Origin of the sequence: Candidatus Leptovillus gracilis (assembly GCA_016716065.1) — a bacterium.
Lineage (GTDB): Bacteria > Chloroflexota > Anaerolineae > Promineifilales > Promineifilaceae > Leptovillus > Leptovillus gracilis.
The window spans coordinates 934,646-951,317 of the sequence record JADJXA010000002.1 but is presented as its reverse complement, the minus strand read 5'-3'; the positions used below and the strand labels follow the sequence as shown (position 1 = coordinate 951,317).

At 59.0% G+C, this 16,672-nt stretch carries 7 protein-coding genes; 5 read left to right on the top strand and 2 right to left on the bottom strand.

All coding sequences use genetic code 11. The features are described 5' to 3' along the window. Nucleotides 1-6: 6 nt before the first annotated feature. Nucleotides 7-1,113 carry a DNRLRE domain-containing protein gene (locus IPM39_08460; protein ID MBK8986100.1) on the top strand — a complete coding sequence of 369 codons (1,107 nt, stop codon included), beginning with the start codon at nt 7-9 and terminating at the stop codon, nt 1,111-1,113. Nucleotides 1,114-1,197: 84 nt separating this feature from the next. Here IPM39_08460 and IPM39_08455 read toward each other — a convergent pair whose 3' ends face one another. Next, complete coding sequence (locus tag IPM39_08455) at nt 1,198-2,937, bottom strand: hypothetical protein (protein MBK8986099.1); 1,740 nt, start codon at nt 2,935-2,937, stop codon at nt 1,198-1,200. A 401-nt stretch (nt 2,938-3,338) separates the two neighbouring features. On the opposite strand from IPM39_08455, the gene IPM39_08450 reads away from it, so the two are divergent. The 3 genes from IPM39_08450 (at nt 3,339) to IPM39_08440 (ending at nt 12,087) form a co-directional block, all read left to right on the top strand. Then, nucleotides 3,339-5,582 (top strand): ATP-dependent helicase, encoded by a 2,244-nt coding sequence (locus IPM39_08450; GenBank protein MBK8986098.1) that lies wholly within the window; start codon nt 3,339-3,341, stop codon nt 5,580-5,582. 114 nt (nt 5,583-5,696) lie between these two features. Continuing rightward, nucleotides 5,697-7,013, top strand: coding sequence for a winged helix-turn-helix domain-containing protein (locus tag IPM39_08445; protein MBK8986097.1), 1,317 nt, complete (start codon nt 5,697-5,699; stop codon nt 7,011-7,013). Beyond that, nucleotides 6,991-12,087 carry a PQQ-binding-like beta-propeller repeat protein gene (locus IPM39_08440; protein MBK8986096.1) on the top strand — a complete coding sequence of 1,699 codons (5,097 nt, stop codon included), beginning with the start codon at nt 6,991-6,993 and terminating at the stop codon, nt 12,085-12,087. Before IPM39_08445 ends, IPM39_08440 begins: the two co-directional genes overlap by 23 nt. On the opposite strand, the gene IPM39_08435 is transcribed toward IPM39_08440, so the two are convergent. Continuing rightward, nucleotides 12,074-12,574, bottom strand: coding sequence for a histidine phosphatase family protein (locus IPM39_08435; protein ID MBK8986095.1), 501 nt, complete (start codon nt 12,572-12,574; stop codon nt 12,074-12,076). The two genes, IPM39_08440 and IPM39_08435, sit on opposite strands and share 14 nt — an antisense overlap. Before the next feature lie 562 nt (nt 12,575-13,136). On the opposite strand from IPM39_08435, the gene IPM39_08430 reads away from it, so the two are divergent. Beyond that, nucleotides 13,137-16,649 carry a PAS domain S-box protein gene (locus IPM39_08430; GenBank protein MBK8986094.1) on the top strand — a complete coding sequence of 1,171 codons (3,513 nt, stop codon included), beginning with the start codon at nt 13,137-13,139 and terminating at the stop codon, nt 16,647-16,649. Nucleotides 16,650-16,672: the final 23 nt, after the last annotated feature.

Genomic DNA, 16,672 nt, shown 5'->3' with positions numbered 1-16,672 from the left:
AATCTCATGGATAATCATTGCAAGTCCAAATCAAACCAGAAGTCGTCAGGACGAAATAGGGATCGTGGGCAGGGTCTGACTGAGTACGCGATACTGCTCTCACTGGCCGGTCTGGTCGTTTTTGCTATCATCACCCTGTTGGGGCCACAAATTCAGGGCGTGTTTTCGCGGTTGGTGCGCCAGGCGCCGGTGGGACCACCGTCGCTCATCTCTTACACCCCGCCACCCACCGCCACGCCAACCAACGGGCCGGGCACATATACGGCCACGCCCACCATCACCCAAACTCCCACCCAAACCAACACGCCAACCGTTACGAACACACCGACGCAAACGCCCACATCCACCAACACACCGACAAGCACGGCGACGGGCACGGCCACAAACACGCCAACCAATACGGTTACCAATACACCAACGAACACGCCCACGAACACGCCAACTAGCACAGCGACCAACACGCCGACCAGCACGCCGACCAGCACAGCGACAAATACCCCCACGAGTACGTCAACACCCACCAGCACGCCCACGGCCGCGCCGGTAACAATCGAAATCACAGGCAATGCCACCAATGATGGGTATATAAGAGCGACAAATAACACCAACACGACCGGCGGCCCAGTTACCAATAACAGCACCGATATACGGGTGGGTGATGACAGCAGCAATCGGCAGTTCAAAGGTATTTTGAGCTTTGATATGTCGGGTATTCCCGCCGGAGCGACCATTATAAGCGCGCAGTTAAGCGTCACCCGTAGGGGCACCAGTGGCACGCCGTATAGTTTGGGCAGCATACGGGTAGATGTGGCCCCTCTTGCCGGCTTTTTCGACAATCTAGCGCTGCAAGCAGAGGATTTCCAGGCAGCGGCCGCAGTAACCAACGTGTGTACCCTGTCAGCGGCGAATAGTAATAACGCGGCGGCAACCTGCACATTGGTCAGTGGCGGCATAGGCGCAATTAACAACACGGGCGCCGGGCATACACAACTCCGCCTTTATTTCTCAACTGCCTCAGACAGTGATAATGGCAATGATTACATTAACTTTTACCCGACCGAAACTGGTACTGCCTCGCGACGGCCGAAATTAACCATTGTGTATCAACCGTAACAACGGCCGTCTCCCCTCCTCCCACCATCTTCAATAAAAAAGGGCCGCTGGATAGAAATCCAGCGGCCCTTTTTAGCGCCTGCGCTAACTGGCGCGGCGCTGCCACCATACAACACCCCACAGCAAAACCAGCACCCCCAGCGCCGCCGCAAAGAACCAGTATGACGACACACCAGGCACGGCCGTTGGCGCAGCCGATGGGGCAGGTACGGCCGTTGCCATTATTTCTGTCGCCGTCGCCGCCGGCGCAGCCGTCTGGGTGGGCAGCGGCGTTTGGGTCGCCGTGGGCGTCGGCGTCTCGCTCGGCAGCGGCGTAAGCGTTGGCGTGCTGCTGGGCGTGGGCGAGGGCGTATCCACCGGCGTCGGCGTACTGCTCACCAACGGCGTCGGCGTAATTGTCGCCAGCGCCAGCGGCGCGGTCAACGCCGGAACATTGGTGATGGGCGCGCGCTGGTCGCGCTCCACCAGATAAACCGGCGGGCCGCCGATGTCGCACTCGCTGCGATAACATTTGCCGCCTTCCAATGTGAAGGTGTAGGCCCCATCTACGGCCGTTACCCCCAGCCGATGCCCCATATGCCCCACCAACTCCGCCTTGTCGGCCTGCGCCGGGATGTTGACGGTGACGGCCGTTGGCCCCTTGGCCCACAGCAGCCGCACCAGCCCATCGGGCATGGGAAACGCCACCTGGAAATAACCGCTGCCGCCGCCCGCCGCCTGCATCGTCACCGGGCCGACAAAGCCGCCCAACTCCTGCACCATCACCTGATAGGCGCGGTAAGCGGGACGCTGGCTCTTATCCGGCCGCAGCAGCCCCCACGATTCACCGCCCGGCGGCAGGTGAATATCAATCAACTTATAAAAGCCGGCCCGCTCGGCCCCGGCGGCAAACGCCAGGCCAAACGCCTGCGGCGTGTACCACGCCTGCTGCTCTAAATCCACAAAGAAGCGCACAACCTCCACCGGCCACGCCGGGTCCAGGCTGGGGCGGGCGTTGGTCTCGTTCATCCACACCGGTTTGGGCGGGTCTATGCCCAGCCCGGCCTGAATGTCATAGGCTTCTTCAATGAGGGTGGTGATGGTCTGCGGCCGAAAGTAGATGTGCAGCGTTAAGATGTCGAAGTAGTAATTGTTGGCTGCGGCCGTTGGATCAGCCGCCACCATCGTCAAAAATCGGCGCAAAAAAGAAGGGTCGTGCCAATAGGTCAGCGCTCCCAGGTGGATGACAGCTTCCGGGTCGGCCTCTTTCATCACCAGATAGGTCACTTGCAGCAGGCGATAATAGTCGGCCATGCTGCCGCCAAACTCGTGGCCGTAAGCATCGGCGGGGATGTCTGGCTCGTTCCACACAATCCAGTTGTGGACGCCCAGCGGCCCGTAATAGTCGGCGACGCGGCGCACGTAGTTGGCCCACAGGTTGTCGGGGTCGTCTATGGGCAAATCGAGGCCGCGCGGCACGCCGGCGTAGGCTTCGCCATCGGCCGCCCAGGGGGGCGTGCTTTTGAGCAGGCCAACAACGGTACGGCCGTTCTCTTGCGCATCCACCAGCCACTCTTCCAACACGTGCAGGGTGTTCCAATCATCCGGCCCGGTGGGCTGAATCTCATGCCATAGAAAGAGGATGCGGTCCCAGCCCACTTGTAAATCGGCGGCTTCGGCCGGTTCCCAGAAGGCTTCGACGACGCCGAAGCGATTGTCCGGGGGGACGGCCGTTGCCGTTGCCGCCACGCCAGACTGAGCGTTCGCCGGACGAGCCAACGCCAATCCACCCCACAAAAGCAGCGCCATGCCGCTAAATGCCAATACGCTTTGAAATCCTTTCATAGTATGCCACATCCACCAAATACAGAAGATTGGACAAATCTCAGGAGATTTGTCCAATCTAAACGTGTAAATTATTTAAATCTCGTTCCTTAGCCATGCGTTCGCAAAGAAGTGGCATTATAATACGAACAAACAGCAAGTGGTAAACGTTGCTAATGGAAGCAGCAATTCTCGATGGGATGTGTTTCAAATGAGTTGAGCAGGTAGGGGCGAGACAGGCGGGACGACATCTTTGCCAATCACCAATACCTCGCCCCCGCCTGTGTCGCCCTCTTCTTTGCCCGGCATAGGTGTTTGTTGGACGAGATGGCGCGGAGAAAATGCCGTCCGCTGCGGCGAATACCATCCCGCCCCAACCCAAGACATCACTGAAATGAAACACACCCAATGGCAAATCTGACATGATGAACTTACGTCCCGCCCAAGCCGATATTCTAACTTACCAGAACGGCCGTCTGGCCATCAGCGCCGTCCCTGGCAGCGGCAAAACCTTCACCCTCTCCCTGTTGGCGGCGCAAATCATCGCCGACGGCCGTATCACCGCCAGCGCCGGGCAGCAGGTCCTCATCGTCACCTACCTCAACAGCAGCGTCGACACCTTCCGCGCGCGCATCCGCAAACGGCTGGATGAGATAGAGCTGCCACCCACCGGCTTCGACGTGCGCACCCTGCACAGCCTGGCCCTGGAAATCGTGCGCCTGGCCGAAAGCGGCCTGGGGCAAGAGAACCCCGGCCCGGAGGTCTTAGACGACGTGCGCAGCGGCAGCGCCCTGGCCCAGGCGGTCAACCAATGGATCGAGAGCTATCCCGACCAGTGGTATGCCTTCCTCGATGAAGACACACCACAAATGCGCGCCCGCTGGCGCGACGTCACCGAACGCACCGCCCGCGCCTTCATCCGCGCCGCCAAAAACGAACGCTACCACCCGGAAGACATCTTGTCCCGCCTCTCCCCCTCTCCCAGTCTCCCAGTCTCCCCCTCTCCCCTACTCTTCATGATGGCCGGGATTTACGGCCGTTACCAAACTCTCATCACCCGCCAAGGGGCGTTGGACTTTGATGACCTCATCTGGCAGGCGGCCGATTTGCTGCAGCACCGCCCTCACTTCGCCGACGAACTGCGCCGCCGCTGGCCCTACGTCTTGGAAGATGAAGCCCAAGACAGCGTGCCGCTGCAAGAAGTGCTGCTCAACTTGCTCACCGGGCCGCAGGGCAACTGGGTGCGCGTCGGCGACCCCAACCAGGCCATCACCAGCACCTTCACCGCCGCCCACCCCCGCTTCTTCAACGCCTTCATAGACCGGCCAGACGTCGTTGCCCGGCCGCTGCCCAACAGCGGCCGCTGCGCCCCGCTGATCATGGGCGCGGCCAATGCCATGCTCCATTGGGTGCTGGACCATCATCCGGTGGACGAAGTGCGCGCCCACACCTTCCGGCGGCAAGACATCTTGCCCACACCGCCCGGCGACGCCCAACCCAATCCGCCGGACAGCGAAGCCCACATCGAGTTGAAGGTTTACAAACACCGCGAAGACGAAGAGCTGCCGGCCGTCGCCCAAAAAGCGCTGCGCTACGCCCAGGAACACCCCGACCACACCCTGGCCGTCCTGGTCCCCACCAATCAGACCGGCTACACCCTGGCCGACCACCTGGACGAACTGGACGCCGACTACGACAACCTGCTGCGCGGCGGCGGCCACGAACGAGAAATCGCCGCCGCCATGCACGCCATCCTGGCCGTGCTGGCCGAACCCCTGAGTACCAAAGCGCTGCTGGCCGCCCACGCCAGCCTGCACGAACTCCAGCACCCGGCCGCCTTATGCCCGGAGGAAGACCTGCCCCGCCTGCACACCATCCTGCGCAGCGTCCACCGCCCGGAAGCGCTGCTCTTTCCCTGGGATGGCGAGGATGTGGGCCGCGCCCTGCCGGCCGGTGTCGCCACAGAAGATGACCTGACGGCCGTTACCCGCTTTGCCACCTTCTTACAACGCATGTTTGCCCTACGCGCCCTGCCCATAGACGATCTGGCCCTCTCCCTGGGCGACGAACTATTCGCCAGGGGCGATGTTCACGAAGTAGATTTGGCGATTGCTTACCAGATTGCCACCATTTTGCGCCGCTGGCGCGACGAGCAGCCAGATTGGCGGCTGCCTGACCTGGTGGCCCAACTGGAGGATGTGGTGCAGGGTCGGCGCGGCCTGCCCATCACCGCGCCAACCGACATGGGCTACGAACCCAGCCCCGGCCGCATCACCCTGACCACACAGCACAGCGCCAAAGGGTTGGAATGGGACGCGGTGTTTCTGGTGGGTATTGATGGCTTTTGGATTCCTGGCAGTCTGGAGGCCCCTTTCCTGGGCGTGCATGATTTTCTCGGCGGCGACCCGACGGCCGAAGCCGTCGCCCAACTGCGTTATTGCATGGCCGGAGACGCGGGGATTTATGACGGCCGTTCGGCCACCGAGAGCGCTCACATCGAAATTATCAGCGAGCGGCTGCGGCTGCTCTATGTGGGCATTACCCGCGCCAAACGCAGCCTTTTCCTCAGCCGCAGCCGGGCGACGCGCCAGTTCAATAAGGACCGCGACGCGGAACCGGCGACGGTGTTGGGCGTTATCTACCGCTACCTGAAGACGCAAGCATAACGACTAACCGCAAGACACAGAGAGCGCAGAGAAGAAAAACGGATAACGGACGACAGATAACGGATAACGCCAGCGCATTTTACGAAAAGCGGGAAGCGCATTAAAATAGGATGCATGAGTACAGTCAATCCCTTTTACCATCGTGGCGCAATCCGGCAGGCAGCCCACTTTCACGGCCGTCACAACGAAGTCGAACAAATTTTAGGTCTGCTGCGCAACGGACAGAGCGTCTCGCTGATTGGCCCGCGCCGTATTGGCAAAAGCTCGCTGCTCATCCACCTTTGCCGCCCAGAGGTACAGGCCCAATGGAGCCTGGACCCGGCCAAAAGCTGGCTGATTCTAACCGACTGCCAGGAACTCGGCGGATCGCCGCCGGAAGAGGTGTACGAGACCCTGCTCAACGGCCTGCACCACGCCGCCAGAGAAGCAGGCATCGAGCTGGATGAGATGGGCGACGGCCCTGGCACATACCGCGCTCTGGACCGGGCGCTGTATCAGGTCAGCCAGAAACAGGTCAACGTGGTGTTTTTATTAGATGAGTTTGAGCTGCTGGCGGCCAACGAACACCTGACCCCCTACTTCTTTGCCCGCCTGCGTGGGTTAACGACCAAATACGGCCTGGCTTATCTGACAGCCAGTCAACGGCCGTTATTTGCCATCACCGCCGCCGAAGAAATCCTCAGTTCCCCCTTCTTTAACATATTTGTCACCCTGCCGCTGGGGCTGTACAGCGACGACGAAGCGCGCACCTTGTTCGACGCCCGGTTGGCAAACACCGACATTACCTTTAGCCCCATGCTGCGCGATTATCTACGCTTTCTGGTAGGGCCACATCCGTTTTTCCTCCACATTGCCGGTTATCACGCCTACCAGGCCGCGCTGCAAGACGCCAACCTGGAATCACCCGAAGCCCTCAGCCAGCTAGACCCCTCCATTGAAATGGAAGCCGACTCCCACCTGGGCTATCTGTGGCAAAACCTGACCACCGAAGAGCAGTACGTCCTGGCGATTGCCGATGGCTCCATAGACACCCTGCGCCTGTTGGAACAACAATGTTTGCTGGTCCATCAGGACGGCAAATATGGTTATGCCAACGAAATTCTGCGCCGCTACGTGCGCCGTCAGGAGGTGCGCGGCCTCATTCAGGCCGGGCCATTTGTCATAGACCAACAGCGGCATCAGGTATGGGCCGACGGCCAGGAGATCAATCTAACCACGTCGCAGTTTAATGTTTTGATCCGCTTGTGCCAGCATCCCGGCCAGGTGGTGCATGGCGACAGCCTGGAAACGGCCGTCTGGGGCGATGTGCTGGTAGATGACCCAGACCGCCTGAAGACCCTCATCAAACGCCTGCGCCGCGCCGTTGCCCCCTACGATGCCTGGATTATTAGCGAGCGAGGGGTGGGTTATGCGCTGCGCCCCCCGGATTAACCTCCTGCTGCCGCCTGTTTTGTCTTCCCGGCGCTGGCTGACGGCCGTTCCCCTCTTGCTGCTGGTCCTGCTCTGGCACAGCTTGCCGACTGTGGCGGCGCAGACGCAGGATGAGATCGTGCCGTATTGGCAGTATGCCGCTTCTGCCCGCCTGAGCCATCTGTGGCCGCTGGACGTGAACAACGACGCCAGCGATGAGCTGCTCATTGTAGATGAAACAGGGCGCGCCACCTTGCTGCAAGCCTCTGGCACGCGGCAGTGGACGTATGAGGCACAGGGGAGCGTAACGGCCGTTGGCGCAGTCCAGGCCGGGCGCAACAAAGCCATCGTTTTGGGCGGACCCAACCGGCTGATTCTGCTGTCCGATTCCGGCACAGAGGTATGGCAAAGGGAGCTGACGGCCGTCACGCCGCCGCTCTCCCTGTTCACCGCCGCTGGCGAAGAAGCAGCCCGCGTCTGGCAGGCGCAATATCCGGCCATCCCGGCGGCCATCCTACCGCTGCAATGGCTCCCGGCAGACAGTTCGTCACCTGGCGCTGCATCAACTGAGGAAACGCCACCCAATACGCCGCCGACCGCCGCGCCATTAGGCGAAACCCCGCAAAGCGACGCCAGCGAATATATTTTGGTCGTTTTGCAATCTGGTCAGATGCAGGTATGGGATGCCCTGGGCAACATGCAGTGGCGCTACACCCGCAACACCAACCCATCGCTGGATGCTTCGCCCCATGTCCTGGCAGCCGATATGAACGGCGACGGCCGTTCGGAAATCATTCTGGGCAGCTTTAACCCCCGCCGCTTCAGCCAACTAACCATGTTAGACGCACAGGGCAAGTTGATGTGGGAGCAGAACATCTCCGGTCGCATCACCGCGCTCACCACCATCCACTTCAACGGCGTGCCCTACGTGGCCGCCAGCACCTCGCGCGGCGAAATTCTGGTCTACAACCAGGCTGGGCAGCGCCTCTGGCTGCGCACGCTCAACAAACCGATCACCAGTCTGGTGACGATGAACCTGCCGCAAACGGCCGTGCTGCTGGCCGGTACCGAAGTCGGCACAGTGGTCGCCTTCACCGACGAAGGGCAGCGCCTCTGGACGCGCAGCCTGGCCCCTGAAGCCAATCGCCCCATCATTGCCCTATCGGTGTCGCCCACCGTTTCCGCGGAAGGCCAATCGCTGTTGTCGGTTATTCTGGGAGGGGCAAACAGGAGCAGCAGCCCGGCCGATGTGCTGCTGCTGAACCAGGAAGGGCGCGCCCTGACCCAATTGTCGGCTGTAGACACCACCGGCCTGACGCAGTTGGTAGACGTAAACCACGATGGACAAAGTGAAGTGCTGCTGGCCCGGTTTGCCACAGTGGAGCTGTTGGGGTTGAGCAGCGGGGCCAGCACCATCGCCAATGAATGGAATTATTCGGCGCTGTTTGCCGCGCCCAGCGCTGTGTTGGTGGTGGATTTTGACCAAGACGGCAGCGATGAAATTTTTATTGGGGCGCGTGACGGCCGTCTGCACCGGCTGGACAACGATGGCTCTTTGCGCTGGATTGCCGAGCCGGGCGGGGTGATCGTCCACCTGGACGCCATCGTGCAAAACAATGGAGAGCCGCCGCTCATCGTTGTCATCCACAACGACAGCCAGCCCGGCCTAAACAGCCAGGAACGCATCAAAGGGGTGATTGAGCTGCGCCAGGCCAACGGCGACAAAACGTGGCAGCACGAAGTTCCGGCGGAGATAACCGCCGTTCTCGTGGCCCAGCTCCAGGGTGACGATGCGCCGGAGATTATCATCGGCACGGCCGCCGGCAGCGTTTATATTTACGACCTGAACGAGCAGCGTTTATGGTCTACGGCCATAGACGGTCTGGTGAACCAATTTGTTGTGCAAACCAACCCCAACTTGAAAGCGCCAGAGCTGTTGGCCGTCAGTCAGAATCTTATCTATCGCCTGCGCGAAGGGCGGATTCCGGACATTATCACCGCTTATCCGGCCAATATCAGCCAGGTTTATCCAGCCAATCCACTAGCACCGGCGGTCGGCGCTGCCCTGATAGCCATAGGGCAAAATAACACCGTCAGCGGCCTCGATTGGCGCGGCGTTCCGTTGGCTCAGTGGCCCATTCATCTGTCCAGACGGCCGTCTGTCAGTCTGCCCATCACCATCCCCCCGCCAGACACCGACGAAAGCGTGGGGGCCAGCAGCGAAGCGCTGCTGATTGCCACTAACACCGGTGAGCTTCTGTACCTGGCGCTCAGCCCGGACACACCGCAAATAGCCTGGCGGCTGCCCGATTTGCCGGGTATCACCGCGCTGCATTGGGGCGATTTAGACAGCGACGATTTGCCAGAAATTGTCGTGGGCGACAGCAGCGGCAATATCTCCTTGTATACCACCACCGGCAACCCCACCCTTGCGACACGGCTCAACGTCCTCAGCGGCGTCCACAGCCTGAAAGCGCTGCAATCGGCCAGCCGACAAAGCGCCGACCTGCTGGTGGTGACGGAAAACGGCCTGGTACAGCTTTTCCGCGCCAAAGAAAACCGGCCGCCATTGCTCACCCATCCCCGCGTAGACCAATCGCAGACGTTGTATAACTTTAGCGTCGCCGTGCAAGACGTGGAACGGGACAACGTGGCCGTGCGTTTAGAGCTGTTTAACGCGGCTGATGATAAGTGGACGGCCGTTACCACCCAGAGCGTCAGCGGCAGCGGCACATTGTTCTGGCAAGGCGTGGACCCGCCGGGCAAAGAAACTGGCGTTCAGTACCGCCTGGTATACGACGATGGCTACCATGTGGGCGTTCTAACACCCCCACCGGCGTCGCCGCCGCCGGCCATCGGCAGCCCACCAGCGGCATCCCCTTTGGGTCTTGTTGCGCTGGGCGTTGTCCTGAGCGGAGGTATATTGTTCTATGGAGTACGCCAATCACAAACGGCCGCTGCCCGTGCCAGCCGCTTTTACCGCCAGCTGCAGCAGCAGCCCACCCAAACCCTGCTGCTGTTGGAAAACCAGTACACCCACAACAGCAATTCCACCGAGTTTCTTTTGAATTTGTCTAACCAGGCGCGCCAGGACAAAAACCCACTGCTTACCAGTCTTAGTGAAGGGCTGTACTTATTGTCGAACCGTCCCCAAACAGGCATGTCGCTCATTAACGTCTCCCTGGAGGACATTGCCCAACAATCGCCCCCGTGGGCGTGCTGCGCGCGCTGGACAGCCACCTTTAAGACCGGTCAGGCGTTGTTAGATGCGCCCACCATCACCGAATTGAGTCTGTTACAGCCGCAGTTGGTGGCCTTACTCGACGTGCTGGAAACAGCAAAGCGTCCATCACCGGTGATGGACGCCCTGCTGCCCATTCTGACTAACCTGCGCGACAGCCAGCGGGTGGAACGCAGCGATGACCGCCTGGTTTACCTGAATGAAGCCAACTTGCTGGTAGGGCTGCTGCGTGAGCAGCTGCCTGATTTTTCGACGACCATCGAGTGGATGCTGGCGCGGGCCATCGTTAAGCGCTGGTCTGGGCTGCTGAGCGCGGAGATTGAGGAGCTGCGTGGGCAGGCCGACCTGACGGTGCAGCTAAAAACAAAGCGGCTGGCGCCTAACGGCCGTACCGACATCGTCCTGCAAATCAGCAATAACGGCCGTGCCCCGGCCGAAAATATCCTGGTCATGTTAGACGAAAATCCGGCCTATCAGGTGCTGAGCGACCCGCGCCTCATTTCCAATTTACTGCCCGGCCAGAACTGGCAGGTCAGCTTCAACCTGGAACCGCGCGTCAAAGACCGCTTCCGCCTGGCCCTCAGCATCACCTATAACGACCGCAACAAGCGCGACAAACAAGTCGCCTTCGCCGATATGGTGCAGCTAATCATCCCCCAACGCAGCTTCAGCGCCATCCCCAACCCCTACTTGCCGGGCACGCCCCTGCGCCACGACAGCCTGCTTTTTTTTGGGCGTGAAGAGCTGTTCACCTTTGTCGCCGAAAACGCCGGGCGGTTCTCGCAGCGCAACGTGCTGATCCTGATCGGTCAGCGGCGCACCGGCAAAACTTCCTTCCTGCTGCGTCTGCGCCAAAATTTGCCGCAGCATTTGCTGCCCGTATATCTGGACTGCCAATCGTTGGGCGTCATCGCCGGGATGCCCGCATTCCTATACGAATTGGCCTGGCAAATTGCCGACGCCCTGGCGACGCGCCAACTCCAGATCAGCGTACCCGAACCCCATGTCTGGCAAGACGACCCGACCATTCATTTTCAGCGCCGTTTTTTGCCAGAGGTGCAGGCGCTGCTGCCGCCGGGAACCATGCTGCTGCTGGTGTTTGACGAATTTGAAGCATTCGAGAATCTGGTCAATGATGGGCTGCTGCCGCCGACCTTTTTTACCTACATGCGCCATCTGATGCAGCACAGCGAAGGTTTGAGTTTTGTGTTTGTGGGCACGCGCCACCTGGAAGAGATGAGCGCCGATTATTGGTCGGTTTTGTTTAACATTGCCCTGTATCAGAAAATTGGCTTTCTAAACGACACGGCCATGACGCATCTGATCTGCGACCCAGTGGCGCCCAATCTGGTATACGACGACCTGGCGCTGGACAAAATCCGCCGGGTAACGGCCGGACATCCCTATTTTTTGCAGTTGGTCTGTTATACGCTGGTCAAGCAGGCCAATTCGCGCCGCGCCAGTTACATCACCATTTCCGATGTGAATGCGGCGCTGGATGAGATGATGCGCCTGGGGGAAGTGCATTTTGCTTATTTGTGGCAGCGTTCTAGTTTTGCGGAACGGGCGGTGTTAACGGCCGTTGCCCATCTGATGGACGTGGAAATGCTCTTCCGCCCGGAAGACCTGATGCACTACCTGGGGGTGTATGGCATTGACCTGACGCCGACCGAAGTGACGACAGCGCTCAATTCGCTGGTAGAACGGGAAATCCTGGCCGAAGCGTCGGCCGGCGTCACGACACAGTATGAGCTAAAAATTGGGCTGGTGGGTTTGTGGGTGGCCCAACACAAGAGCCTGAGCAAACTGCACGCGGAGAAAGAGGCCAACCGCGCCCCTCTCACAGCTCTTTAGGCAGCCAGGTGGCTTTTAGTTGAGCCTTCAATTCGACCGTCGCTTCAGGCGCTACGTCTTGCCAGCGATCGACATGCAGGGCCACGTGGGCCAGCGCGGCCGTCGCCATGCGGACAAACTCGCCGGTTAGCTCTTCCACCAGCTCTTCCATGCCCGGATTATGCCCCACCACCATCACCCGTTGGTAACGGTCATCCAGGGTGGCCAGGACTTCCAGGTAAATCTCCGGGTCGGCATGATAAAAGTCCCGCGTTACGACAATTTCGTTCTCATAATCGCAGTTGCCGGCGACCAATTTGGCCGTAGCCAACGCCCGCGCCGCCGACGACGAGATGATCAGGTCGGGGACCAGTTCTTCGGATTGCAGCAGCCGCCCTATGCGCGGCGCGTCGGCTTTCCCTCGTTCGTTTAACGGCCGTTCATGGTCCGCTAGATAGGCGCTATCCCAACTCGACTTGGCGTGGCGCAAAATCAACAAACTTTTCATGGCAACTCCGTCAGACATCGTTTAGCAACCGGTAAGATTGGGCATGGTTCATCGGGCGAAACATCTTCTTTACAAATTTACGCGGCATTGTCATTCCTTCGGCGTTGCTCAGGACAAGGTCTGAGCGGAGTCTTCGGCCCTGAGCAACGTCGAACGGGGAAGCATCCCGCTAACGCCAGAGGAACGGGATGCTTCGGAGGATGCTTCGGCTTCGCTCAGCACAGGCTCTCAGCATGACACGCTTTTTTGCTAAATTTGTAAAGCACAAATCAACTGAAATGAACCATGCCTAAGATTGTAACATTGATTGCTGTTTTCGACAGAGCAGGCGGGTTGTAGTAGGAGGGTTGGCATATGGAACGGCCGTGTGATAGGTGGTATATTGGACGAAATTGCCGCCTATTATGCTTTAAAAAATAACCCGGTAATCGCCGCTCCACCCGGACGTAAACATCCGGGTATGAAACAACGCCGGGTAAACCCGGCTTTTGAGCCTTATTCTACAGATGCCAAAGCTTCTGTAATATACCGGCCCTCCTGATACCGGTTAAAGAGCAATGTCATGATTGAAGAATTAGCCAACCCAGATGACGCTATGCGCCGACAAGCGGAAGCAGCAGCCGCAGTTGCACTCCCCCAAATACCCACAGACCCGGCGGCTCTGTCGCCCGAAACGCTTTACCAGCTTCTGCACGAGCTGCAAACCAACCAGATGGAATTGCAGTTGCAAAACGAAGAGCTGCGCCGGACGCAGATGGAACTGGATCAGTCGCGGGCGCGTTACGCCGAACTGTATGATCTGGCCCCAATTGGGTATGTCAGCCTGAGCGAACAGGGGGTGATTTTGGAGGTCAATCTCACCTTCGCCAATTTGTTGGGGGTGGCGCGCGAAAGTTTAGAGCAACGGCCGTTTAGCCAACTCATCCTACCCGCCGACCAGCACATCTACTTCCAGCACAGCCGCCAGTTTTTTACCACGGCCACGCCCCAGGTCTGCGAACTGCGGCTGGCGCGGGCCAACAGCGATTTCTTTTGGGCACGGCTGGAAGGCGTGCAAGCACAAAGCGCCGACGGTGCGCTGATATGTCGCGTCGTCATCAGCGACATCACAACGCACCGGCAGGCGGAGCAGGCGCAGCGCGAAAGCGAAGATCTATTTGGCGAATTCCTGCAGCACAGCCCTATCTACGTCTTTTTTAAAGACCAGGAGATCAGAGCTGTCAAGTTGAGCCAAAATTACGAACACCTGCTTGGCAAACCCATCTCCGAGTTGTTGGGGAAAACCATGGACGAGCTTTTTCCATCTGCTCTGGCAAAAAGCATGGTGGCCGACGACCTGCGTGTGCTGCACGGAGGGAAACAGATAGAAGTCGAAGAAGAGCTAAATGGACGCTATTATTCGACGGTCAAATTCCCCATATACCGCGATGGGCAGCCGCGTTACCTGGCTGGCTTCACCAAAGACATCACCGAGCACAAGCTGGCAGAGTGGGCCATTCAGCGCAGCGAAAAGCGGTTGAAGGAGGCCGAAGCCGTTGCCCATGTTGGCTATGGGGAGATGGACCTTATCAGCGGCAAAACCTTCTGGTCTGAAGAAATCTTCCGCATCTTTGGTCTGGACCCGGCCGGCGACCCGCCCCCCATCACCGAATACCCGTCGCTTATCCACCCAGAGGATGTTGATGGGCTGTTTGCGACGTTTGCGGCATGTGTCCACACCCAACAGCCGTATGATCTGATCTACCGTATCTATCATTCCAGCGGCGAGATTCGCACTGTTCACAGCGTTGGCTACCTGGAAACCAATCCCACCGACGGGTCCATCAAACTATTCGGTACACTGCACGACATCACGGCGCAAAAACGCAGCGAGATGGCCCTGGAACAAAGTGAAAAACGGTTCCGGGCGCTGATCGAAAACGCGCCCGATGGCATCAATTTAATCAGCGCCGATGGACAACTGACCTATGCCAGCCCGGCGGCGCTGCGCATTCTGGGGTATACGGCCGACGATGTGCAAAACACCAATATGGCCGCCCTGACGCATCCTGAGGACTTACCGTCTCTCTTCCCCTTGCTTGCCGATTTAATCCATCATCCGGGCAAAGTGATTACCACAGAGTACCGCTTCCACCACAAAGAGGGGGATTGGCGCTGGCTGGAAAGCACCATTACGAACCTGCTCGCCGAACCGGGTATCGAGGCCATCCTCTTCAATTTCCGCGACATCACCCGGCGTAAACAAGCTGAAGAGACAGCCCAGCAGCAGCGCGAACAGATGCAGTTTCTCTACAGCGCCAGCCAGCGGCTCAACCGCACCCTGGACCTGGATGAAATTTACCGCACGATTTTTGACTTTTTAACGGCCGTTGTCCCCTGCGATAGTCTGCTTATCTCCGCCTTCGACCCGCAAACCGGGCTGATTACCTGCCGCGCCCATTGGCTGGAGCAGGGAATACGCAAGGATGTCAGCCAATATCCCCCCATTCCATTGGAAGCGGAAGACCAGGGCACGCAGAGCCGGGTGATTCGCACGGGGCGGGCGATGGTGGTCAATGATTATCAGGCGCTGTTAAAGAACACTCAGGCTATTTATTACATAAACGACGACACCAATGAGGTCTTGGTCGAAGCCGACCCGGAAGAGGAAGCAGCCCGTTCGGCGCTCATTGTTCCCATTAAAATTGGCGAACAGGTAATCGGGGTCGTCCAGGTGACAAGCTACCGGCTGAACGCCTACACGGAAAATCATTTGCAGTTTGTGGAGGCGTTGACACTGCATATCAATTCAGCCCAGACCAACGCCCTGCTGTATGCCCAGGTACAAAACGAGCTGAACGAGCGCAAGCAGGCCGAAGAGGCGCTGCAAAGAAGTTACGGCCGTCTGGAAAACGTACTGGACGAACTGCGCCAGACACAGGCGCAGCTTATTCAGCAGGAGCGGCTGGCGGCCGTGGGCCAACTGGCGGCGGGAATTGCCCACGACTTCAACAACATCCTGGCGGTTATCGCCCTCTTTGTGGAAATGAGCCTGGACACCCCTGATCTGTCTCCCCAACTGCACCAACGCTTAGAGACCATTAGCTACCAGGCCAAACGCGCCGCCCACCTGGTGCAGCAAATCCTGGATTTCGGCCGCCGCGCCATTCTACAGCCCGATTCGCTAAGCCTGACATTGTTCTTGCAGGAGCAGGTTGAATTGTGGCGGCGCACCATACCGGAATCTATCAAGATTCATTTCGATGCCGGGGCCGCCGATTGTGTCATCCATGCCGATGCGACGCGCATCCAACAGATGTTCACTAATCTGGTGCTGAATGCCCGCGACGCCATGCCTCAGGGTGGCGATTTGCGCGTCAGTCTGGCGCAGGTGCGGTTGAGTGACCAGGACGCCGCGTCCATGGCTGGGATGCCGGGCGTAGGCGATAACTGGGTGCAAATTATCGTCAGCGACACAGGCACAGGCATTGCCCCAACCATTTTGCCGCGTATTTTTGAACCATTTTTCACCACCAAAGAGCCAGGGCTGGGCAGTGGGCTGGGGCTGGCCCAGGTGTATGGCATTGTCAAGCAGCATCAGGGGCATATTGATGTGCGGACGGAAGAAGGCCAGGGCACAACCTTCATCATTTACCTGCCAGGGCTGGCAGTGGCGGCGCAGAAAGAAACGGCCGTTCCCACAACAAAACCGCTCCAGGGCCAGGGCGAGACTATCTTAGTGGTGGAAGACAACCCGGACTTGCGTGAAGCGCTGACCAGTGTGTTGAATTTGCTGAATTATGAGACATTGGCCGCAGCCAACGGCCGTGAGGCGTTGGCAATTCTGGAACAACAAAGCGTGGCTCTGGTGCTGAGCGACCTGATCATGCCAGAGATGGGAGGCAAGGAACTGCTGCAAGCGCTGCGCCAACGGGAGTTGAATCTGCCGGTGATCATCCTCAGCGGCCATCCGTTGGAAACCGAACGACAAACGCTGCAAAACGAAGGAATCGCCGACTGGCTGACAAAACCTCTGGACATGAACGATCTATCCCTCTCGTTGGCTCGCGCCTTGCGGGCAGACGAGAAACTATAGCGGCCGAGTTTCGAGTTCCGTTT

Excerpts from the sequence above, each read along its gene's own strand:
- IPM39_08460 (MBK8986100.1), top strand. The coding sequence starts at position 7 with ATGGATAATCATTGCAAGTCCAAATCAAACCAGAAGTCGTCAGGACGA.
- IPM39_08455 (MBK8986099.1), bottom strand. The coding sequence starts at position 2,937 with ATGAAAGGATTTCAAAGCGTATTGGCATTTAGCGGCATGGCGCTGCTT.
- IPM39_08450 (MBK8986098.1), top strand. The coding sequence starts at position 3,339 with ATGATGAACTTACGTCCCGCCCAAGCCGATATTCTAACTTACCAGAAC.
- IPM39_08445 (MBK8986097.1), top strand. The coding sequence starts at position 5,697 with ATGAGTACAGTCAATCCCTTTTACCATCGTGGCGCAATCCGGCAGGCA.
- IPM39_08440 (MBK8986096.1), top strand. The coding sequence starts at position 6,991 with ATGCGCTGCGCCCCCCGGATTAACCTCCTGCTGCCGCCTGTTTTGTCT.
- IPM39_08435 (MBK8986095.1), bottom strand. The coding sequence starts at position 12,574 with ATGAAAAGTTTGTTGATTTTGCGCCACGCCAAGTCGAGTTGGGATAGC.
- IPM39_08430 (MBK8986094.1), top strand. The coding sequence starts at position 13,137 with ATGATTGAAGAATTAGCCAACCCAGATGACGCTATGCGCCGACAAGCG.